This is a genomic window from Trinickia sp. (assembly GCF_051954495.1).
Taxonomy (GTDB): Bacteria; Pseudomonadota; Gammaproteobacteria; order Burkholderiales; family Burkholderiaceae; genus Trinickia.
Genome location: NZ_JBQCHR010000196.1, coordinates 1 through 23089, shown reverse-complemented (window position 1 = coordinate 23089; position 23089 = coordinate 1). Strand labels below are relative to the sequence as shown.

The window sequence follows — 23089 nt, the reverse complement described above, 5'->3', positions numbered from 1 at the left end:
GCCTAAGCCGCCGATGGTAGCCGAGCCGGATATGGGACGTCTAGCGTGGGCGGGTGGGGCGGGAGGAACGTATCCGGTTCAACGCGTCGCCTCATCAAGCCGACAACAAACTCCCGCTTCGCAACGGCGTGGCGCCGGCGATTCGCGCCACTTCCATGCCCGCCGTAGCGAAGCGCGTGCGATGGCGCGCGTATAAAACCCCCGCCGTCCCGCTCCTGATCGTTTCCACCCGATCGGTCAGCGGATCGACGATATCGGCCACTTCCTGGCCTTTTTCGATCCAAATACCGGCCGGCGTGCGAAATACGAGCACGCCCGAAATCGGTGCGATCAACGGCTCGGTGCCCGCCAGCGGCGTGGCTGGGAAAGCGAGCGGCGGCAGGTGCGCCGGTGTGCCGTCGATGAGCCCGCGTTGGGTCAGGTATTCGACGATCGCTTGCGAATCGTGTTCGGCGTGGGGGTACGACACGTCGGCTTGGCCGCGCAGTTCGACGGTGACCGAGATCGAACCGTTCGGAATCGGATAGCGGTGGCCGAAACGTGTACGCAACTCCGACCAGCAGAAGCTGTGAATTTCGTCGAACGGATTGCCGATCGAATTGAGCGCGAGCAGCGAGGCCTTTGCATCGAGGTAGCGGGCGAGCGGCTCCACGTCGTGCCACAGCTCGGGGTTCGTGTAGAGGTGCATGGCGCCTTCGAAGTCGCAATGCAGGTCGAGCACGATGTCGGCGTCGTACGAAAGGCGCTGCAGCGCCAAGCGCTGCGATTCGAGTTCGGTGCGCGGTTTTTGCGCATCGAGCGCTTCGCGCATGGCGCCGCGCACGGCGCGCAAATTGGCCTCGGGCTCGCCGGTCAGGAGACCTTCGACGCTCGGCATGACGAGCGCAGCCAGATCGTGGAAATTGCGGTTGAAGTTCGTTGCCGTGTTCGCTTCGAAGCGGCCGATCATCTGCCCGAGCACGTGCTGGTTGAGCCCGATCGGGTTCGGCACCGGCACGACCACGAATTCGGCGCGCAGTTTGCCGGCGGCTTCGAGCGCGGCCAGCTTACGGCGCAGCTCCCACGCGACGAGCATGCCCGGCAGTTCGTCGGCGTGCAGCGACGACTGCACGTAAACCTTCTGCCCGCCCGCGGGGCCGTAGTGAAAGCTCGTCAATGTGCGCTCGGTGCCGAGCGACGGGGAAATCAGAGGATGGAGCTTCTTTTGCATGGCGATTGGCGGCGCCGCTCAAGCACGCCGCGCAACGAGTGGACGATTTTCGATTGTACGTCCGCCGCCGCGTGGCGGCAGCCAAAACGTCATGGGGCGCACAAGTAAAAAAGCCCCGCTTCGTGCGAAGCGGGGCTTTCCGTATGACGGACGGGCGATAGACCCGTGGGCGATCAGCCCTTCGGTGCGACGTCGAAGTCGAAATACTTCTTCTCGATCTTCTTGTACGTGCCGTCCTTCATCATGCCGTCGATCGCGCCGTCGACTGCCTTCTTCAGGTCGGCGTCTTCCTTGCGCAGGCCCATGGCGGCGGCGCCGCTCTTGATTTCATCGCCTGCTTGCTCGAACTGCGCGCCACGCGGTTGCTTCAGGAAGCCGACTTCGGCCTGCACCTTGTCTTGCAAGGCGGCGTCGAGGCGGCCCGAGATCAAGTCTTGATAGACCTGGTCCTGGTTTTGATAGGGGACGACCTTCACGCCCTTCGATTCCCAGTTGTCCTTCGCGTATTTTTCCTGCGTCGTGCCTTGCTCGACGCCCACCGATTTGCCCTTGAGCGAATCAGCCGTCGGCTTCAAGCCCGAACCCTTCTTCGCGACCAGCGCGGTGGGCGTGTCGAACAGGGGCTTGGAAAAAGCGATTTGCTGCTCACGCTCCGGCGTGATCGTCATCGACGACAGCACGCCGTCGAACTTCTTGGCCTTCAGGCCGGGAATCATGCCGTCGAAGTCGTTTTCAACCCAGACGCATTTCGCGTGCAGGCGCTTGCAGATCTCGTTGCCGAGGTCGATGTCGAAGCCGACGAGCTTGCCGTCGGACGACTTGGATTCGAAGGGGGCGTAGCTCGCGTCGACACCGATGCGGATTTGTTTCCAGTCTTTGGCTTGCGCAACGCCGGCCGAAACAGCGAGCGTGGCGATGGTCACGGCGGCTAACAATTTTTTCACGTTGACTCCTCGAGTGGTTCGATCGACCCCGACACGACGGCTCGCGCGTCGAGGCGCCGTCCTGCCAGGCAGGCGGCCGGTGATTTTACAGGCTGCCGTAGGCCGGCAGCGCGGCGCACAGCATACCAAGCCAAAATAGGGCGTTGCTAGTAAAACACCGCTCGGCGACGAAATGCAACAGATCGATATTCACGCATTGCACGCTCAATCGAAGTCGCGGCATTGCGTCGCCGGTTTTCGAATCATTCCTCGAATGCCGATGGACGTTTCACATCGATTCAAAATGCTTCGACAAATCAATGTGTTAAATCGATTAACGACTTAAACGCCCATGCACAGGTACTTGACGACGACGTATTCGTCGATGCCGTAATGCGAGCCTTCTCGCCCGAGGCCCGATTGCTTCACGCCGCCGAACGGGGCGACTTCGTTCGAGATCAGGCCCGTGTTGATGCCCACCATGCCGTACTCGAGCGCTTCCGCCACGCGCCAGACCCGGCCGATGTCGCGGCTGTAGAAATAGGCGGCCAGGCCGAATTCGGTGTCGTTGGCGAGGCGCACGACTTCCTCGTCGCTGGAAAACTTGAACAGCGGTGCGACGGGGCCGAACGTCTCTTCCTTCGCGATCTTCATGGCCGACGTGACGCCGGTCAGCACCGTCGGTTCGAAGAAGTTATGGCCGAGTGCATGCCGCTTGCCGCCGGTAGCGATGCGGGCGCCCTTCGAAAGCGCATCATCGATATGCGATTCGACTTTCAGCAGGGCCGCTTCGTTGATGAGCGGGCCTTGCGTGACGCCGGGTTCGGTGCCTTTGCCGACCTTCAATTGCTGCTCGACGGCCGCGCGCAATTTGTCGGTGAAAGCTTCGTACACTTTTTCATGCACGTAGAAGCGATTCGCGCAGACGCAGGTCTGCCCGCTGTTGCGGTACTTCGAGGCGATGGCCCCCGTCACGGCCGCGTCGAGATCGGCGTCCTCGAACACGATGAAGGGGGCGTTGCCGCCCAGTTCGAGCGAGAGCTTTTTCACCGTCGACGCGCATTGCTGCATCAACAGGCGGCCGACACCCGTCGAACCCGTGAACGAAAGCTTGCGCACGAGCGCATTGCTCGTCATCTCGCCGCCGATCGCCTTCGGGTCGCCCGTGACGATGCTCAGCACGCCGGCCGGCACGCCCGCGCGCTCGGCCAGGACGGCCAGAGCCAGCGCCGAGAGCGGCGTGGCTTCGGCCGGTTTGACGACGATCGGGCAGCCGGCGGCCAACGCTGGACCGACCTTGCGGGTGATCATGGCGGCCGGGAAGTTCCACGGCGTGATGGCGGCGCAGACGCCCACCGGCTCTTTGACGACGACGAGCCGCTTGTCGGCGGTCGGGCTGGGAATCGTATCGCCGTAGACGCGCTTCGCCTCCTCGCCGAACCACTCGAGGAACGAGGCCGCATAGCCGATCTCGCCCTTGGCCTCGGCGAGCGGCTTGCCTTGTTCGGCGGTCATGATGGCGGCCAGATCATCGGCGTTGGCCATCATCAAGTCGAACCACTTGCGCAGCACCGCGGCACGCGCTTTCGCCGGCTGGGCGCGCCAGGCGGCCCATGCCTCGTTCGCCGCTTCGATGGCGCGGCGCGTCTCGGCCGCGCCCATTTGGGGTACGGTCGCCAGCACGCGGCCCGTGGCCGGATTGCGTACTTCGAAGGCGGCGCCGCTGTCGGCGTCCAACCAGTTTCCTGCGATGAATGCCTTCGTCTTCAGTAAAGACGGGTCTTTCAGGTCGATGGTTTCCACGTTCTGCATGTTCACTCCAACGGCGTCAATCGAAAGAATCGGAAGAATCGGAGAGCGTAAAAGCCAGCTTACGCCATCACGCCGACGCTTTCCTTCAACGCCTCTTCGAGCAGGCCCAGCGCTTCGTCGAATACCGCCGTTTCGATGGTGAGCGGAAACAGGAAGCGAATCACGTTGCCGTAGGTGCCGCAGGCGAGCAGCAGCAGGCCGCGCTCCAGCGCGCGCGCCTGCACGCGCTTGACGAACGCGGGGTCCGGCGTGCGCGTGCCGGGCTGCATGAACTCGGCGGCCACCATCGCGCCGGGGCCGCGCACGTCGGCCAGTTGCGGCACGTCGGCGCGCAGCGCTTCGAGGCGGGCCTTGAGCTGGTCGCCGAGCTGCGTGGCGCGCGCGCACAGGCCTTCTTCCTCGATCACGTCGAGCACGGCATGGGCCGAGGCGAGTGCGAGCGGGTTGCCGGCGTAGGTGCCGCCAAGCCCGCCGGGGGCCGCCGCGTCCATCAGATCGGCGCGACCGACGACGCCCGACAGCGGCATGCCGCCGGCCAGGCTTTTGGCCATCGTCGTCAGATCGGCGGCGACGTCATAGTGCTCCATGGCAAAAAGCTTGCCCGTGCGCGCAAAGCCCGTCTGCACTTCGTCGGCGATGAGGACGATACCGTGTTCGTCGCACAGCCGGCGCAGGCCGCGCACGAAATCGGCCGGCGCAACGTAGAAACCGCCTTCGCCTTGGACCGGCTCGAAAATGATCGCGGCGACGCGGCTCGCTTCGATATCCGCTTTCAGCAGCGTTTCGATCGCGCGCAGGGAATCGGCCGTCGACACGCCGTGGAGCGCGTTAGGGTACGGCGCGTGATAGACGTCCGCGGGGAACGGCCCGAAGCCGATCTTGTACGGGGCCACTTTCCCGGTCAGCGCCATGCCCATCAGCGTGCGGCCGTGGAAGCCGCCCGAGAAGGCGATGACGCCGGGGCGGCCGGTCGCGGCGCGCGCGATCTTGACGGCGTTTTCGACGGCTTCGGCGCCGGTCGTGAAGAACGCCGTCTTCTTCGGGAATGCACCGGGCGCCCGCGCATTGATCTTTTCGGCCAGCTCGACGTACGATGCGTACGGCACGATTTGATAGGCGGTGTGCGTGAAGCGCTCGAGCTGCTCGCGGATCGCGGCGACGACCCGCGGGTGGCGATGGCCGGTGTTGAGCACGGCGATACCCGCGGCGAAATCGATGAAGCGGCGGCCCTCGACGTCCCACAGCTGCGCGTTTTCGGCGCGCTGCGCGTAGAAGTCGCACATGACGCCCACGCCGCGCGGCGTGGCTGCGTTCTTACGGGCTTGCAGGTCGGCATTCTTCATGGGGTTCTCCTCGTCGTGCCTGATCGGTGATGGCGTGGAAGGCGGGAACGCCGTCCAACTCGGTTAGGGCGACTATAGCCAGCTTTGGCTCTTAGCTTCAGAGCCATTTTCGCTGCAACCATGGGGCCACTTTTGCTCGAGGAGAGTGGTGTGAAGGCGCTGAAGCCCCGGCGCTCATGGGCTCTTCGTCAAAGTCGAATCAAGACGGCGCCGGCCGTCACGAGCGCGCAAGCCGCGATACGACGGGCCGTCAACGATTCCCGCAGGCACAGCCAGCCGATCAGCACGGCGAAGATCGAACTTAGTTCGCGCAGCGCGGACACCATCGCGATCGGCAAATAACGGTAGGCGAAAACGATCAGCGTATAGGCGGCGAGGGCCAGCGCGCCGGCCAGCATGCCTTTGGCGGCCTCCGCCCGCGAGGCGAACAGCCCTCGCATACCGCCGCGAAGGGCCGCGACGAGGATGAACTGCGGCACGTTCCAGATCAGATAGACCCACGCGATGTACGAAAAGGCATTGCCGGCCGCGCGCACGCCCATGCCATCGACGACCGAGTAGGTCGCGATCAGAAGCCCGGTCAGCAAGGCGTAGGGCACGCTCTCTCCCGAGAAGCGCAAGTTGCGCTTGAAGGCGAGCGACATGATGCCGAGAGAAACGCAAGCGACGCCCGCGACGGCGGTCGGATGCAGCGTTTCGCCAGCGAATATTGCTGCGAGTAGGCAGACGACCAGCGGCGAGAGCCCGCGCGCGATCGGATAAATCTGGCCGAATTCGCCGGCGCGGTAGGCCCGGATCAAGGCGAGACAGTAAGCGCACTCGAGCACGGAAGAGGCGGCGATGTAGGGCCAGCTCGCCCGGGCGGGCGCCGGCAACAGCGCCACGCCCAGAAGGCCGACGGCAAGGTACGGAACCGACATCGCGCCGAGCAGCGACACGCGATCGCCGCTCAAATGAAGGAAGGCGTTCCAACTCGCGTGCATGAGCGCGGAGACGAGCACGAGGGCGATGACGGCAGCTTGCATTCGAAGCGGTTTCCTGCGTGAGAAGGAAAAAGAGCGCGAAAGAGCGGCGAATTGGCCGAGGGCGCAATCGAGCGCGCGATTATCTCAGACGTAAATGACAATCGTTGTGGGATTCACGTCGGCCCTTAGCCCGTTCGTACGCCGCATGAAAAACGTGCGGACGACGTCCTTCGAACGGCCGAAATCGGCCTATATTGAGTAAGTCTTCCGCCGTGCCGGCCGCACGCTCTTACCTCGACGCTCGGGTTGCAAGCGATGACCGCCGTTCTTCCTTCGTTGCCCGAGACCACCTTCGCAGAGTACGAAGCGCTCAAGACCATCCTGGATGCGGGCAGCCGACGCATGACGGTGCGCACCGTTTGCGAAGTCAGTGCGGGCGGCAATCGATTTCCGATTCACGTCGCTACCATCGGCTCGCTCGACCCGCAAGCGCCCGCCATCGGGTTTTTCGCCGGCATTCACGGCCTCGAGCGCATCGGTACGCAATTGCTGCTCGACTACATGCGCGCCTTGATCGGGCGGCTCGAGTGGGACGCGCTGCTGCACGATCAGCTCAGCTCGATTCGCCTCGTTTTCATGCCCATCGTCAACCCCGGCGGCATGTGGGCGATGACGCGATCGAATCCCAACGGCGTCGATCTCATGCGCAACGCGCCGCAAAACGCGGACGGCCGCGTGCCCTTTCTGGCCGGCGGACAGCGGATCGGGCCGTGGCTGCCTTGGTATCGCGGCGCGAGCGGGGCGCCCATGGAGGCCGAGGCCGCAACGCTCTTGCGCGTAGTCGAGGAGGAGCTGATTTCGCGGCCGCTCAGTTTCGCGCTCGATTGCCACTCCGGCTACGGCTTTCGTGACAGCATCTGGTTTCCTTACGCGAAGTCGACAAAACATATCCCGCACTTGCCCGAGATGTTCGTACTCAAGGCGATGTTCGAGCAAGCGCACCCGCACCATGGCTATTTGTTCGAACCGCAGAGCATGCAATATCTCGCGCATGGCGATCTGTGGGACTGCGCCTACGACAAGAGCCGCGCGCCTTCGATCTTTCTGCCGATGACGCTCGAACTCGGCTCTTGGCTTTGGATCAAGAAGAACCCTTTGCAGATCTTGCGGCGCGAAGGCATGTTCAATCCCATCAAGGCGCACCGGACCGAACGCGTCCTGCGCCGCCACACGAACTTGCTCGATTTTCTGGCGCGTGCGGCCTACGCCTCGCCGCGCTGGCTGCCGCGCGAGCCCAGCCGTCAGCAGATCATGACGCGCGCCGTCGAGCATTGGTACCGCAGGCGGCGTGCATGAGCGCATGGATTTTGCTGCGCGGTCTGACGCGAGAATCAGGACATTGGTCGCATCTTCGTGAGCATTTACGCGCTGCCGGCATCGAGGGCGATATCGTCTTTGCCGATTTGCCGGGCAGCGGTCGCCATGTGCTCGACCGTGCGCCGTTGGAGATGGGCCCGACGACCGACTTCGTTCGCGCCCGGTTGTCGGCGGCCGGGCACGCGCCGCCGTACCGCCTCATCGCGCTGTCGCTCGGCGCCATGGTGGCCGTCGACTGGGCGCAGCGCTTCCCCGAGGAGATCGAGGCGCTCGTGCTCATCAATACGAGTATGCGGCGCTATAGTGGGCCGTTCGAGCGTCTGCGGCCGGGCGCATGGCCCGCCATCGTGCGTATCGCTCGACATTGGGGGACGCGTTCCATCGAGGGCTCGGCGTCGGTCGAAAGGCGCAACGTCGAGACGATGATTCACGCTTTGACCTGTGCGCGCACCGATACGCGCGACACGGACGTGTCAGCATGGACCGAGATCTTCGAGCGCGCCCCGCCCGCGCGAGCGAATGCGCTACGACAGCTCTGCGCGGCCGCGCGGTTTCGGGGCGCGCCGCTTGCGCCGCATTGCCCGACGCTTTTATTGGCCTCGCGCGCCGACGCGCTCGTGCATCCCGCTTGCTCGGCGAAGCTCGCGGCTGCGTGGGGCGCGGCGATCAGGGAGCATCCCTGGGCCGGCCACGATCTTGCTCACGACGATCCGGTATGGCTTGCCGAAACGATCGCGGCGTGGGTGGGGAATGCCTTGGCTGTCGCCGCCCCGCCTACGAGCGCATAATCGCTCACGCGGCCGAGCAGGCCGAGCCGGTCTGGCTGCGCCGACCTGTGCACACAAAACATCCAAGCATCGTCACCCGCCGCGGAGGGCACCATGCTAGCGAATAACGAAGAAGCCGTCGCCCATCTGCTCGCCGACGTCGTCGAGTACGCACGAGGGCGATGGCCGCAAGCCTCGTTCGCGCCGCTCGAGTCGTTCCTGAGCTTCTACTACGAACTCGTCGACGCACAAGATCTGCAAAGCCGCGCCATTGCCGATCTGTACGGCGCCGCCATGGCGCACTGGCAGACGGCGCAGCGGTTCTCGCCGGGCACGGCGGCGCTGCGCGTCTACAACCCCGTGCTCGACGAACACGGATGGCATTCGGATCACACCGTCATCGAGATCGTCAACGACGACATGCCTTTCCTCGTCGATTCGGTGACGATGGAGGTCAATCGCTGCGGCCTCACGCTGCATTCGGCGATTCACCCCGTCTATCGCGTCTGGCGCGATGCGCAAGGCGCGATCGAGCGGATCGAGCCCGGCGGGGCGAACGGCGACGATGCCGCGATGGGCGCCTCGCGGCTCGAATCGTTCATTCACTTCGAGGTCGATCGCTGCAGCGAAGCTTCGAAATTGGCGCAGCTTCGGACCGGCATCGCGCGCGTCTTGGCCGACGTACGCGCGGCTGTGGAGGATTGGCCGAAGATGCAGGCCGTGGCCAAGGACACGATCAAGGCGCTCGCCGCGCGCGGCGAGTCCAGCGACGAAGCGTTCGAGGCGCGGGCCTTTCTCGAGTGGATGGTGGCCGATCATTTCACGTTTTTGGGCCTGCGCGACTACGCGCTCGTGCAGCACGAAGGCGAATTCGCGCTGCGCGGCGTGACGGGCACGGGCGCGGGAATCCTGCGCGAAAGCCAGCGCGATGCCGATGCGCAGGAATTGACGCCGTTGCCGCGCGCGGCGGGTGAGATCATCGATGAAGCCATGCCGATCTTTCTCACGAAGGCCAACTCGCGGGCGACGGTGCATCGGCCCGGCTATCTGGACTACGTGGGCGTCAAACTGTTCGGTCCGGACGGCAAGCTCGTCGGCGAGCGGCGCATTCTAGGGTTGTATACGTCCACGGCCTACACGGGCTCGATCAACGATATTCCGATCGTTCGACGCAAGTGCGCGAACGTGGTTCGGCGCGCGGGCTTTCTCGCGAAGGGACATTTGCACAAGTCGCTCGTCACGGTGCTCGAACAGTACCCGCGCGACGAGCTGTTTCAAACGAACGAGGACGAGCTTTACGACATCGCCCTAGGCATCCTGCGTCTGCAAGAGCATCAGCGCACGCGCTTGTTCGTGCGGCGCGATCGCTTCGAGCGTTTCGTCTCATGCCTCGTATTCGTCGCGCGGGAGAAGTACAACACCGACTTGCGGCAACGCATCGCCAAGCTGCTCGGCGGCGCATTCAACGGCACGAGCGTGGAGTTCACGCCACTGCTGTCGGAATCGCCGCTCGCGCGGATTCACATCGTCGTGCGCACGACGACAGGCGTGCTGCCGGAAGTCGATACGCAAGAGCTCGAAGCGCGGCTCGTGCAGGCGACGCGGCGCTGGCAGGACGACCTCGCCGATGCGTTGCTCGAGCGTTTCGGCGAGGAGGACGGCAACCGGCTGCTGCAGCGCTACGGCGATTCGTTCCCGGCCGGCTATCGGGAAGACTACGTTGCGCGGACGGCCGTGCGCGACATCGAGTTGATCGAAGCGGCCGAGCGCAGCGCATCGCTGTCGATGAACCTCTATCGGCCGATCGAAGCGTCTGCACGGGCGTTCCGATTCAAGGTGTATCGCGTCGGACAATCGATCGCGCTGTCGCGCAGCTTGCCGATGCTCGAACATCTGGGGGTGCGCGTGGACGAGGAGCGCCCCTACCTCATCGAGCCGCCGGGGGCGGCCCCCGCTTGGGTGCACGACTTCGGTCTCGAGCTGACCGATGATGTCGAGTTCGACATCGAGCGCGTGAAGGCGCTGTTCGAGGAAGCGTTCGCGCGGGTCTGGGCCGGCGAGGTGGAAAACGACGACTTCAATCGGCTCGTGCTGCGCGCCCAGCTAGCCGCGCGGGAAGTCTCGATTCTGCGTGCGTACGCCAAATATTTGCGTCAAGTCGGCTCGACGTTCAGCGATGCCTATATCGAGCGCGCGGTGACCGGCAATCCGGCGCTCGCGCGCGGGCTCGTGGATTTGTTCCTCACCCGCTTCGACCCAAGCCTGGGCCCCGCGCGCGCGACGCGCACGGATGAGCTTTTGCGCGGTATCGAAGCCGCGCTCGATCAAGTGCCGAATCTGGACGAAGACCGCATCTTGCGGCAGTTCCTCGGCGTGATCAGCGCCACGGTTCGAACGAATTACTTTCATCGCGACGGCAATGGACAGCCGTTGCCGTACCTTTCGTTCAAGCTCGATCCGTCGCGCGTGCCGGGGCTGCCCGAGCCCAAGCCGATGTTCGAGATCTGGGTGTATTCGCCGCGCGTCGAGGGCGTGCATCTGCGCGGCGGGCGCGTCGCGCGCGGCGGGCTGCGCTGGTCCGATCGGCGCGAGGATTTCCGCACCGAAGTGCTCGGGCTCATGAAGGCGCAGATGGTGAAGAACACGGTCATCGTGCCCGTGGGATCGAAGGGCGGATTCGTCGTCAAGAATCCGCCGGCGGGCGGTGATCGCGAAGCGGTGATGCGTGAGGGAATCGCCTGCTATCAGACGTTTTTGCGCGGGCTGCTCGATGTGACCGACAATCGCCAAAGCGGGGCGATCGTCGGTCCGCCCGACGTCGTGCGGCACGACGGCGACGATCCCTATCTCGTCGTCGCGGCCGATAAGGGCACGGCCACGTTCTCCGATTATGCGAACGCCATCGCGCGCCAATACGGCTTTTGGCTCGACGATGCCTTTGCCTCGGGCGGATCCGTCGGCTACGACCACAAGAAGATGGGCATCACGGCGCGCGGCGCATGGGAATCGGTCAAGCGCCATTTCCGCGAGATGGGCGTCGATACGCAGACGACGGACTTCACCGTGGTCGGCGTGGGCGACATGTCGGGCGACGTGTTCGGCAACGGCATGCTGCTCTCGCGCCATATCCGCTTGGTCGCGGCGTTCGATCATCGGCACATCTTCCTCGATCCCGATCCGGACCCCGCCGTGAGTTTCGCCGAGCGCGAGCGCATGTTTGCCCTGCCGCGCTCGAGCTGGGCGGACTACGATCACGCGAAGATTTCGGCGGGCGGCGGCATCTTTCCGCGCACGGCCAAGGCGATTCCTGTTTCGCCCGCCGTGCAGGCCGTGCTCGGGATCACGGCGACGTCGCTCCCGCCGAACGAGTTGATCCGCGCGATCCTGCTCGCGCCCGTCGATCTGCTCTATAACGGCGGCATCGGCACCTACGTGAAGGCGACGCGCGAAACGCACGCACAGGCGGGCGACCGCGCGAACGACGGCGTGCGCGTGAACGGCGCCCAATTGCGCGCGAAGGTCGTGGCAGAGGGCGGCAATCTGGGTCTCACCCAATTGGGGCGCATCGAGTATGCGCAAAAGGGCGGACGGATCAATACCGATGCGATCGACAACTCGGCCGGCGTCGATTGCTCCGACCACGAGGTCAACATCAAGATTCTGCTTGGACTCGTCGTGGCCGACGGCGAGATGACCGAAAAGCAGCGCAATGCGCTGCTCGCGGAAATGACCGATGAAGTGGGCTTGCTCGTGCTGCGCGACAACTATCAGCAGACGCAGGCGCTTTCGATTGCGGGGCGCCGAGCGCCCGAACTGCTGGAAGCCGAAGTGCGGCTCATGCGCTCGCTCGAGCGCGCGGGCCGATTGAATCGGGCGATCGAATTCCTGCCGAACGACGACGAGATCGCCGAGCGGCAGGCGGCAAAGCTTGGCCTCACGTCCCCCGAACGAGCCGTGCTCCTGGCCTACAGCAAGATGTGGCTCTACGACGAGCTGCTCGATTCGAGCCTGCCCGAAGATCCGCTCGTGGCCGACATGCTGCGCGATTATTTCCCGACCCCGCTGCAGACGCGCTTTGCCGCCGCGGCCGCGCGGCATCCGCTCAAACGCGAGATCCTCGCCACGCACCTGGCCAATGCGCTTATCAACCGCGTGGGCTGCGACTTCGTGCATCGTCTGCGGGAGGAGACCGATGCGAAGGCGAGCGACATCGTCCATGCGTGCATCGTGGCGCGGGACGTGTTCGACATCGACGACATCTGGCTGCGCATCGATGCGCTCGACAATCGCGTCGCCGATGACGTGCAGGCGCGGATGTTCGTCGACGTTGCGAGACTCATGGAGCGCGCGGCGCTTTGGTTTCTGCGTCAGCTTCAGACTGCCCAGATCGGGCGCGACAGCGAGGGCGTGCGCGCGCTCATCGAGCGTTGCCGCGACGCGGCCGCGCGGCTGGGCCCGCGCTTGCCGACGTTGTTGCCGAGCGCTGAACTCGAAGCGCTGGATGCGCGCCGGCGCGAGCTGGAGGAGGCGGGCGTCGATTCCGAGCTGGCCGCGCGCGTCGCGAGCGGAGACATCTCGGCGTCGATCCTCGACGTGGCCGACGTGGCGGCCAGCGCCGCGCGACCGCTCGAACTCGTGGCAAGCGTCTACTTCGAACTCGGCACGATGCTCGATTACGGCTTCATCGGCGAGCGCGCGAGCGCCTTGCCCACGCACACGCATTGGGACATGCTGGCGCGCGCCGCGGCGCTGGCCGAACTGGCGCGCCTGAAGCGCACGCTGACGGCGAGCGCGCTCGCGCACGGGCCGGAGCGGGCGAGCGCCGATGCGATCGCGGCGGCTTGGCGCGAGCATCGCGCTCCGCAGTTGGAGCGCTTCGCGCAACTGGTGGCCGAGCAACGTGCGTCGGGCGGCGCGAGCTTGTCGATGCTGCTCGTGCTCGTGCGTGAAATGGCCGTTTTGGAAAGAGGATGACGAAGGCATGAACGATCGAAACGACGGGGCCGCAGCGCCTTCACCGGCCGCCGCGGCCCCGCGCCTGACGAGCTTGTCCCATGGCGGCGGCTGCGGCTGCAAGATCGCACCGGGCGTGCTGGCCGAACTGCTGGCGACGCAGCCCGCGCATTCGCCGGTTGCCGCGTTCGCCGATTTGCTGGTCGGCCGCGAGACCGCCGACGATGCGGCCGTCTACCGCCTGAACGCCGAGCAGGCGATCGTCGCGACGACGGATTTCTTCATGCCGATCGTCGACGATCCCTACGATTTCGGTCGCATTGCGGCGGCCAATGCGCTGTCCGACCTTTATGCGATGGGCGCGCGCCCGATCCTTGCCCTCGCGCTCGTGGGCATGCCGATCAACGTATTGTCGCGCGAGACGATCGCGGCCATCCTGCGCGGCGGGGAAAGTATCTGCCTCGAGGCCGGCATTCCCGTGGCGGGCGGACATTCGATCGATTCGGTCGAGCCGATCTACGGATTGGCGGCGCTCGGCATCGTGCATCCCGAACGCGTGAAGCGCAATAGCACGGCGCGAGCGGGAGATGTGCTCGTGCTCGGCAAGCCGCTCGGTGTCGGCGTACTGTCCGCCGCGCTCAAGAAGGGCGAACTGGACGGTGCCGGCTATCGCGCGATGATCGACGCCACGACGCGGTTGAACCGGCCGGGCATCGCGCTCGCGGACATGCCCGGCGTGCATGCGTTGACGGACGTGACGGGGTTCGGGCTGCTCGGCCATACGCTCGAGTTGGCACGCGGAGCGAGTAGCGGCATTCGTCTACGTTATGACGAATTGCCCTGGCTGGCGGGCGTTGAGTCATTAGCGGCGCGAGGCATCGTCACGGGCGCGTCGGCGCGCAATTGGGCGTCGTACGGGGCCGAGATCGAACTCGACCCGGCGTTGCCGGCCGTGGCACGAGCATTGCTCACCGATCCGCAGACATCGGGTGGTCTGCTCGCCGCATGCGCGCCTGAGACAGTCGACGAAGTGCTCGCCTGCTTTCGCGCCGAAGGTTTCGATCGCGCCGCGGTCATTGGAGAAGTCATTGGCGGCGCGCCGCGCGTGGTCGTGACGTAACGATCGCTGCCGCATTCGGGCATATCGAGGGGATCGTTTGGGCGGGAATGAAGTCAGATGGGGATCGAGCGAGCGGCGGCACGACTGCTAAGCTCGCGATTCGTCATGGCCGTTTCTTGCTTACGTCTCTATGCGCAAATTTTTGCTCGCAAGTCTCCTATTGTTGTCGTTTTGCTTCTCTACCGCGCAGGCGGCGCCGGCCTCGGCGCCCACCGCGCCCGAGCCGAGTTCCAACCCCTCCACCGTCGTTTTGACGCCCGAGCAGGCTAAACGGGCGCTGCAGGTGCTGGGCGACCCGAAATCGCGCGGGCAAATGGAGGATACGCTTCGGGCCATCGCGGCCGCGGGCGCGCTCGCGACGCCGCCCGCAGCGAGCGCGCCCGCGGCCGCTCCGGCCAGCGGCGCGTCGGCGGTGCTGTCGGCCATCGCATCGAACGGGCTCGTTTCACAGGTGTCGCATCAAATCGTCCACACGCTTCGCGAGGTCGGCACTTCATTGCGGCGCTCCGCGGGCGCTTTGCTCGACGTGCGTTCCGTGCGCGCCTGGTGGCGCTACGAAATGACGAGCAACGAGGGGCGCGCCCAACTCGAGCATCTCACCTGGACGATCGTGGCGACGCTGATGCCGGCCTGGCTCGTCGCCTGGCTTTTGGCGTGGCTGCTGCGTAAGCGGATCGCGGCGCTGGCGACGGGGCGCACCGAGGATGGAGCCGCGATCGATGCGAATGCGGGTAGCGGGGGCGCCAACGCCGATGCCGGAACCCCTTCCGATGCCAGCACCAATGCTCAGGCCGATGCAGCCGTCCGGCAGCTCAACGCAAACGTGCCCGCGACGAGCATCGACGAGGCCGCATTGCGCGCCGCACGCAGTCAACGCAATGCAGCGCACGCTGGGCAGCACTGGTCGCTGCTGCAGCGTTTGCCGTTCGCGTTGCTGCATACCTTGCTGAAGACGCTGCCGCTGGCGGCGTTCGTCGGCGTGGCGTTTCTGGCCATGTCGTGGTTGACCGACGACGGGACGCCAGAGGCCGATGTCATCGAAACCATCATCGAAATCTTCGCGGTTGCGCGGGCCGTCGTGCTCGCTAGCGGGTTCTTGTTCGCTTGCGAAGCGCCCAGACTGCGGATGCTGCCGCTCGGCGACGTGTGGGCATGCTTCGGCGAGCGCTGGGTGATGCGCCTCGCTGTCGTGCTCGGCATCGGCGTCGCATTGGCGGAGACGCCCGTGCCGCTCGGCCTGACCGATGCCGCCCATATGGGCATCGCAAAGGCTGTTGCGCTGGTCGGTCATTTGATGATCGCGGCGCTCATCTTGGAGATTCGCCGGCCTGTGCGCGATTGGATCAGATCGAAGTGCGCGCAATCGCGCGCGTTCCGGTTCCTGATGAACTGGCTTGCGGACGTGTGGGCCGTGGTGGCCGTGTTCCTCGTCATGGCGCTCTGGTTCATTTGGGCGCTCGACGTGCGCAACGGCTACCAGGCGCTGCTCGAACATGGCGGTTTGTCGCTGCTGATTCTCGTCGGTGCGCGGGTTGTCGCCATCGTTACGTTCGGCGTGCTCGGCCGTATCTTCAAGCCGCGCGAGGGCGAAAAGGCCTCGATCGCGTTGCTGCGCGCGCAGCGTTACTACTCGGTGCTGCGCCGCTTGGTGTGGCTCGTCATTCTCCTGGCGGCGGCCGCGCTGATCCTGCGGGTTTGGGATATTCACGTTTGGCGTTTCTTCTCCGGCAGCTTCATCGGCCGCCGGCTCGTATCGGCGTGCGCGACGATCGCGGTCGCGGCGTTCATCGCGCTGCTCGTTTGGGAGGTCATCAACGTATCGATCGAACGCCGTCTGCATCGATGGACGGATGCCGGCGATCTCATGCGCGCGGCGCGCCTGCGCACCTTGCTGCCGATGCTGCGCACGACGCTGCTTGTGGGCATCGGGCTGGTCGTCGGGCTGACCGGGCTGAGTCAACTGGGCGTCAACATCGGCCCGTTGCTCGCCGGCGCGAGTATCTTCGGCGTGGCGCTCGGCTTCGGCTCGCAAAAGCTCGTGCAGGATTTCATTACGGGGATGTTCCTGCTGATGGAAAACGCCATGCAGGTGGGCGATTGGGTCACGCTCGCAGGCGTATCCGGAACCGTCGAGTATTTGTCGATTCGCACGGTGCGCTTGCGGGGCGGCGACGGTGCGCTCCATACGGTGCCGTTCAGTTCGGTATCGACGGTGACGAATTCGAACCGCGGGCTCGGTAATGCGGCGGTCAAGGTCAGCATCGCTTACGGGCAGGACATCGAACTCGCTGTCGGCACGCTGACCGAGATCGGGGCGCAACTGCGCCAAGACCCGAAGTTCAAGGACGGCATCGTCAACGATTTCAGCTTCTGGGGCGTCGATCAGGTGGACGGCTCGATGGTGACGCTGCTCGGCCAGCTTCAATGCCGCGATACGGCACGTTGGCCGATTCAGCGAGAATTCAATCGGCGTATCGCTGAAACGTTCCGCGAGCGCGGCATCGTTATCGCCAATCCGCTGCGCAATGTCCTCGTTCCGGGCGAAGGCGCCAAACCGGGCGATGTCGAAGATAAAAGCAACGAGGGCGAAGCGAAGGTACGCGAGGACGGCGACGAGCACGCCGTAAAAAACGAGCAAGCGAACGAAAGGGCCGAGCCCGGCAAGCCTTCCGCCGAAAAATGACGACTCGATGACGGGCGATGGGCGTCCCTCTATACTGACGCGCGCAGTACCAGCATCAGCGAGCGGTTCTCTTAAACAAGTTATTACGAATCAAAGGAACGCCCATGCTTACTCGCACCATTTTGTCGATCGGCGCCGTCGCGCTGACGGCCTGCGCGGCCACGGCCTCGAGCGCGCAGGACAACGACGCCGCCTTTGCCGAATCCGGCGTGCACGGCCGGCACGTCAAAGTCATGATCATTTCGATGTTCGCGCCGGAAGGGCAAGTTTGGCTCGATCATCTCGGCCCATGGCAATCGATTCCCGTCGCCGGGCTTTCCCCCGACTATCCGGACGTCCACTGCAACAAGCAGGATATTTGCGTGATGACGACGGGCATGGGCCACGCGAACGCGGCCGCCTCGACCATGGCGCTGACGTTCTCGCCGCGCTTCGACCTGCGTCATACCTATTTCATGATCGCGGGCATCGCCGGCATCGACCCGGCTCAAGGCACGCTCGGCTCCGCGGCCTGGGCGAAGTACCTCGTCGATTTCGGGATTCAATGGGAACTCGACGCGCGCGAAATTCCGCCGGGTTGGACCACCGGCTATCTCGGCATCAATACGACGAGTCCTGACCAAAAGCCGCCGCTCGACTACAAGACGGAAGTGTTTCAACTCAACGCGAAACTGGCCGATGCGGCCTACGCATTGTCGCGCAACGTCGTGCTGACCGACAGCGCGCAAGCGCAAGCGGCACGCGCGAAGTTCAGCTACGCGCCCGCGAATCAGCCGCCTTCGGTCATCCAATGCGACACGCTGGCCGGCGACACCTGGTTCTCAGGCACCGATTTAGGCCAGCGCGCACGCGACTGGACGAAGATCATGACCGACGGCAAAGGCACCTACTGTACGACGCAGCAGGAAGACAACGCGACGTTCGAAGCATTGACGCGCGCCGCGAATGCGCACCGCGTCGATCTTTCGCGCGTGGCCGTATTGCGCTCGGGCTCGGATTTCGATCGGCCGTACGCCGGCCAGACGAGCGCCGACAATCTGCTCAATTACCAAGCGCAGGGCGGCTTCCCGCTGGCGATCGCGAACTTGTACTTGGCGGGCAACCCGCTCGTGCAGGAAATTGCGACGCATTGGGGCGAGTGGCGCAGCGGCGTGCCGCAGCACTGATCTCGTCAGCCGCGGCGGCGCTCGGCCGCCGCGGTTCGAACGGCATCCAAACTGGCGTGTCGCTGTCCCAATGATCGAGCACGGAAGTCGATACGTCGAACATTTAGGTGTCCTCAGTTTTGACGTGCGGCTTAATTACTGTCCGGCGCGAGCCAGCTCGACGCGAGCGCCGGCGGCGTCGCTCAGCGCCACGCGCGCTGCTTGCGTCTGGCCGGCCAAGCTCAGGGCGGGATAGCTTTGCTTGTTCATCGAGGGCAAGCTGCCGTCGCGTTGCGCGGCGACGATCTCGGCGCGAACTTCCGCGCGCGTCTTGGTGCTCTTGCCTACCCAGGAAGAATCTTGATACGTGCCGTTATGGCCGATGCCGCCGTCGGCAAATGCGGCCGTGCTGGCGAAAAGGGAAACGAAAAGGGCGGCTGCGAGAGTGCGCTTCATGATGTGCTCCTGTCTTTATCGGTGCGACGCCGGTGATCGGCGTCGCGACAGGAGCAAATGTAGGCTTCCGCGAAATCAGGATAAACCCGCGTTTCGCGAAATGATTTGTCGCCGTGGCAAAACAATCGAAATCAGGCGACCCACTCGGTGAGCACGGGCGTGTCGAGCATCGGCGCGCTCTCTCGATCTTCCGGCGTTCGCTTGCTGCACGGCGTGTCCAGACTCTGCCGTCCGCTGAGCAGCGGGCAGCGATCGAACACTTCAGCCACCCAATCGACGAACACGCGCACTTTCGGCGACAGATGGCGGCTATGCGGGTAGACCGCCGAAATCGGCATCGGCAGCGGCTTCCATTCGGGCAGCACCTCTTTGAGCGCGCCCGAACGCAGATGCTGCAGCACCATGAACAGCGGCGGCTGGATGAGGCCGAAACCTTCCACGGCGCAGGTCACGTAGGCATCGGCGTCGTTGACGGATACCGAGCCCGGCATTTTCACCTCGACTTCCTTGCCGTCGACGAGGAACGACCAATTGATGATCCGGCCCGTGCGGCTCGAGAAGTAATTGATGGCCTGGTACTGCATCAATTCTTCGAGCGTGCGTGGGACGCCCGCTCGCTCGAGGTATTCGGGAGAAGCACAGGTGACGCCTTCGAACAGGCCGATGCGTCGCGCGACGAGCGACGAATCCTGCAGCGCGCCGACGCGAATGACGCAATCGACGCCTTCCTGGAGCAAGTCGACAGGCCGATCGGAGAAACCGAGCTGCAGGTCGATATCCGGGTAGCGCGAATGGAATTCGCACAGCGCGGGAATGACGATCGTGCGGCCGATCGAGCCCGGCATATCGACGCGCAGTTTGCCGTGCGGTTTCTTGCTGCCGTTTTGCAGGCTGCTTTCCGTCTCGTCGACATCCGCCAAAATACGTACGCAGCGTTCATAATAAGCGGCGCCGTCGGGCGTCAAACTGAGCCGCCGCGTCGTGCGGTGCATGAGCCGCACACCCAGGTACGCCTCGAGGTTCTGAATGATGGTCGTGACCGATGCGCGCGGCAGATCGAGCGTCTCCGCGGCCTTCGTGAAGCTGTTCGTGTCGACCACACGCGTGAACACTTGCATGGCCTGAAGCCGATCCATTGCCGTTCTCCGAAACAAAATGATCCACTGCTCGCCGGCGCCAACGCTTGCGCCGAGCATCCCAACTAATGAGAACAGAACAATTGTTCGGGCGCAGTGAATTGTGTTGCCGGATTATAGGCATTTATCCGAAAGTCTGCCGAACCGACAATTCGCACCATCGTGAAACTGTCGCGCCTTGCGCGTTCGATCATGCGAACTACGCATTCCCGTGGGCTTTCCGCGGGGTCGCCTTGGGCCACTTCGTCGCTCGAGGTCAACGAACTGCAGATTGCAGGATATGAGAGCAATATCCGGTTACGGCTTTATCGCCGGGCCGGCTTACGCTCATTGCCGGTCATGCTTTATTTTCATGGGGGCGCATTCGTAGGCGGATCGCTCGACGATGCCGATATTGCCGCTCGGCATTTCGCCGAACATCTTTCGGTATTGGTCATATCCGTAGGTTATTCGCTCGCGCCCAAGCATCCGTTTCCGGCCGCGCTCGAAGATGGCTATCGGACGGCGCGCTGGGCCGAAGGGGCGGGCCGCGCAATCGGCGGCGACGGCAAGCGGGTACTGCTGGCCGGCCACTGCGCGGGCGGGCACGTCGCCAACGGTCTGGCATTCGTTGCGCGCGATCGCGGCGACGTGCGCATCGCCGCGCAGGCGCTGTTCAGTCCGATGCTGGACCCGAGCATGACTTGCTTGGCCGACGAACGCGTGGTGGATTCGGATATTTCGCCGCGTCAGTGCCTGGCGAGCTATCGGGCGTACCTGCCGCAAGCCTCGCAGCGCATGCATCCGTATGCGGCGCCGCTGGAATCGTCGCGCCTGGCGGGGCTGCCGCCGTCGTTCATCGCCACGGCGCGCAACGACGTGCTGCACGTCGAGGCGGAAACCTACGCCGCGCGGCTGATCGGCGCGGGTGTGCCGACGCAAGTGATGCGCTACCCGAATGCGACTCACGAGCGAATCGCGTACGATCCTCAAGCTTTGCAAGACGCAGTGCGATTTTTCGAGTGCCATCTCGAACCGCGCGCTGTCACAGTCGGTTGATCTCGAACGTCATACAACAACACCACACCGGAGCCTCGTCATGCCAAAGAAGCAATTTACTCGTAGCCGTATCGCCTACGCGGTGCTGGCGGTCGCCGCGATCGCGGGCATCGGCGCGTTCAGCGCGATCCGCGTGAACGCGAGCGCGCCCGCGCAAGCCGCGCCGATGGCGCCCGAGGTCGACGTGGCCTCGGTGCTGAACAAAACCGTCACCGATTGGCAGAGCTATTCGGGCCGGCTCGAAGCCGTCGATCGCGTCGACATTCGTCCGCAGGTGTCCGGAACGATCGTGTCGGTCAATTTCAAGGACGGCGCGCTCGTGAAAAAGGGCGAGACGCTGTTCGTGATCGATCCGCGTCCGTATGCGGCCGAAGTCGATCGCGCCAAGGCGCAGCTCGCCGCGGCCAAGGCGCGCGAGAGCTACGCTCAAACCGACTGGCAGCGCGCGCAGCGCCTGATGGCCGACAACGCCATCGCCAAACGCGACTACGACGAGAAGCAGAACAATGCGCTGGGCGCCGCGGCCGACGTGAAGGCGGCGCAGGCCGCGCTGGAGGCGGCCCAAATCAACCTGGGCTACACGACGATCGTCGCACCTGTGGCCGGTCGTGTTTCTCGTGCTGAGATCACAGTTGGCAATGTCGTCTCGTCCGGGGCGAATGCAACGCCGCTGACCACGCTGGTATCTGTCTCGCCGATCTACGCCTCGTTCGATGTCGACGAGCAAACGTACCTCCAGTACATCGGACGTGCGCGCAGCGGCACGAACGTCCCGGTCGAACTGGGCCTGGCGAACGAAACGGGCTACTCGCGCAAGGGCACGATCGCGTCGATCGACAACCGGCTCGATACGACGTCGGGCACGATCCGCGTGCGCGCGCGCTTCGACAATCCGGAAGGCACGCTCGTGCCGGGCCTATACGCGCGAGTCAAGGTGGGCGGCGGCGAGCCGCACCCGGCGCTGTTGATCGACGAAGCCGCCATCGGCACCGATCAGGACAAGAAATACGTCCTCGTAGTCGACAAGCAGGGCGCGGTGGCATATCGCGAAGTCAAGCTCGGTGCGCAGCACGGCAACTTGCGCGTCATTACGGCGGGATTGAGCGCGGGCGACCGCATCGTCGTGAACGGCGTGCAGCGCGTGCGTCCGGGCCAAACGGTTCGCGCGCACATGGTGCCGATGACCGACGATCCGGCGGGCGGCAACAACGGCAGCGCGAGCGCCGATGCCGGCCAAGGCGCGGGCCAATCGACGAATTCCTGAGACACCGCTTCGAGACCCTATTCGAGAAGCGTCAAATCACTCAGAAAGCGACATGAATATTTCAAAATTTTTCATCGACCGACCTATCTTCGCGGGGGTGCTGTCGGTCCTGATCCTGCTGGCCGGCGTGATCTCGCTGTTCCAGCTGCCGATCTCCGAGTACCCCGAGGTCGTGCCGCCGTCGGTCATCGTTCACGCGCAGTATCCCGGCGCGAACCCGAAGGTGATCGCGGAGACGGTGGCGTCGCCGCTCGAAGAGCAGATCAACGGCGTCGAGAACATGCTCTACATGCAGGCGCAGGCGAACAGCGATGGCAACATGACGCTGACCGTCACGTTCAAGCTCGGCACCGATCCCGACAAGGCGCAGCAGCTCGTGCAGAACCGCGTGTCGCAAGCGCTGCCGCGTCTGCCCGACGACGTGCAGCGCCTGGGCGTGACGACGATCAAGAGCTCGCCCACGCTGACGATGGTCGTGCACTTGACGTCGCCCGATCACCGCTACGACATGACCTATCTGCGCAACTACGCGCTGCTTAACGTCAAGGATCGGCTCGAGCGGATCGCCGGCGTGGGCCAGGTGCAGTTGTGGGGCGCGGGCGACTACGCGATGCGGATCTGGCTCGACCCGAACAAGCTTGCCGAACGCAATCTGACCGCGAGCGACGTGGTGAACGCCATTCGCGAGCAGAACGTTCAAGTGGCGGCCGGTGTGATCGGCGGTTCGCCGTCGCTGCCTGACGTGCCGCTGCAGTTGTCGGTCAATGCGCGCGGCCGCTTGCAGACCACGGAGCAGTTCGGCGCGATCGTGATCAAGACGGCGCCGGACGGCGGCGTGACCTATCTGCGCGACGTCGCACGGGTCGAGCTCGCCGCGTCTGAGTACGGCTTGCGTTC

The 23089-nt window shown here is 64.6% G+C and carries 16 protein-coding genes; 9 read left to right on the top strand and 7 right to left on the bottom strand.

Annotated features, from left to right (window positions below):
* Positions 1-94: 94 nt before the first annotated feature.
* The 5 genes from ACTHNR_RS27600 to ACTHNR_RS27580 all read right to left on the bottom strand — a co-directional run bounded on the left by ACTHNR_RS27600 (position 95) and on the right by ACTHNR_RS27580 (position 6313).
* Entirely contained in the window at positions 95-1210 is a 1116-nt protein-coding gene (locus ACTHNR_RS27600; protein ID WP_440552220.1) for a succinylglutamate desuccinylase/aspartoacylase family protein, read from the bottom strand.
* Between the two features lie 173 nt (positions 1211-1383).
* On the bottom strand, positions 1384-2154 hold the full coding sequence (locus tag ACTHNR_RS27595; RefSeq protein WP_440552218.1) for an ABC transporter substrate-binding protein: 771 nt from the start codon (positions 2152-2154) through the stop codon (positions 1384-1386).
* 321 nt (positions 2155-2475) lie between these two features.
* A complete protein-coding gene (locus tag ACTHNR_RS27590) occupies positions 2476-3945 on the bottom strand; it encodes an NAD-dependent succinate-semialdehyde dehydrogenase (RefSeq protein WP_440552216.1) in 1470 nt (489 codons plus the stop codon).
* A gap of 59 nt (positions 3946-4004) precedes the next feature.
* Positions 4005-5288 carry a 4-aminobutyrate--2-oxoglutarate transaminase gene (locus ACTHNR_RS27585; RefSeq protein ID WP_440552215.1) on the bottom strand — a complete coding sequence of 428 codons (1284 nt, stop codon included), beginning with the start codon at positions 5286-5288 and terminating at the stop codon, positions 4005-4007.
* Positions 5289-5476: 188 nt separating this feature from the next.
* Complete coding sequence (locus ACTHNR_RS27580; protein WP_440552212.1) at positions 5477-6313, bottom strand: EamA family transporter; 837 nt, start codon at positions 6311-6313, stop codon at positions 5477-5479.
* Positions 6314-6568: 255 nt separating this feature from the next.
* Here ACTHNR_RS27580 and ACTHNR_RS27575 point away from each other — a divergent pair, with 255 nt between their 5' ends.
* The 6 genes from ACTHNR_RS27575 (at position 6569) to ACTHNR_RS27550 (ending at position 18319) form a co-directional block, all read left to right on the top strand.
* The gene (locus ACTHNR_RS27575) at positions 6569-7609 is read left to right on the top strand and encodes a M14 family zinc carboxypeptidase (protein ID WP_440552210.1); all 1041 of its coding nucleotides are present in this window, start codon (positions 6569-6571) and stop codon (positions 7607-7609) included.
* On the top strand, positions 7606-8418 hold the full coding sequence (locus ACTHNR_RS27570; RefSeq protein ID WP_440552207.1) for an alpha/beta fold hydrolase: 813 nt from the start codon (positions 7606-7608) through the stop codon (positions 8416-8418). Before ACTHNR_RS27575 ends, ACTHNR_RS27570 begins: the two co-directional genes overlap by 4 nt.
* 93 nt (positions 8419-8511) lie before the next feature.
* Positions 8512-13371, top strand: coding sequence for an NAD-glutamate dehydrogenase (locus ACTHNR_RS27565; protein WP_440552204.1), 4860 nt, complete (start codon positions 8512-8514; stop codon positions 13369-13371).
* Between the two features lie 7 nt (positions 13372-13378).
* Positions 13379-14470 (top strand): selenide, water dikinase SelD, encoded by a 1092-nt coding sequence (gene selD / locus ACTHNR_RS27560; RefSeq protein ID WP_440552203.1) that lies wholly within the window; start codon positions 13379-13381, stop codon positions 14468-14470.
* 130 nt (positions 14471-14600) lie between these two features.
* Positions 14601-17153, top strand: coding sequence for a mechanosensitive ion channel domain-containing protein (locus ACTHNR_RS27555; protein ID WP_440552202.1), 2553 nt, complete (start codon positions 14601-14603; stop codon positions 17151-17153).
* A gap of 104 nt (positions 17154-17257) precedes the next feature.
* Positions 17258-18319 (top strand): purine-nucleoside phosphorylase, encoded by a 1062-nt coding sequence (locus ACTHNR_RS27550; protein WP_440552200.1) that lies wholly within the window; start codon positions 17258-17260, stop codon positions 18317-18319.
* 135 nt (positions 18320-18454) lie between these two features.
* On the opposite strand, the gene ACTHNR_RS27545 is transcribed toward ACTHNR_RS27550, so the two are convergent.
* Together ACTHNR_RS27545 and ACTHNR_RS27540 are read right to left on the bottom strand one after the other, a co-directional pair.
* Entirely contained in the window at positions 18455-18754 is a 300-nt protein-coding gene (locus tag ACTHNR_RS27545) for a DUF4148 domain-containing protein (RefSeq protein WP_440552198.1), read from the bottom strand.
* Between the two features lie 131 nt (positions 18755-18885).
* Entirely contained in the window at positions 18886-19890 is a 1005-nt protein-coding gene (locus tag ACTHNR_RS27540; protein WP_440552196.1) for a LysR family transcriptional regulator, read from the bottom strand.
* A gap of 192 nt (positions 19891-20082) precedes the next feature.
* On the opposite strand from ACTHNR_RS27540, the gene ACTHNR_RS27535 reads away from it, so the two are divergent.
* From ACTHNR_RS27535 to ACTHNR_RS27525, 3 genes are all read left to right on the top strand, one after another.
* Positions 20083-20928: an alpha/beta hydrolase gene (locus ACTHNR_RS27535; protein WP_440552193.1), complete on the top strand. Its 846-nt coding sequence runs from the start codon at positions 20083-20085 to the stop codon at positions 20926-20928.
* A gap of 40 nt (positions 20929-20968) precedes the next feature.
* Positions 20969-22192, top strand: a complete 1224-nt coding sequence (locus tag ACTHNR_RS27530; protein ID WP_440552191.1) for an efflux RND transporter periplasmic adaptor subunit — start codon at positions 20969-20971, stop codon at positions 22190-22192.
* A gap of 52 nt (positions 22193-22244) precedes the next feature.
* Positions 22245-23089 (top strand): efflux RND transporter permease subunit (locus tag ACTHNR_RS27525; RefSeq protein ID WP_440552189.1); only part of this gene is annotated, 845 nt, incomplete at its 3' end.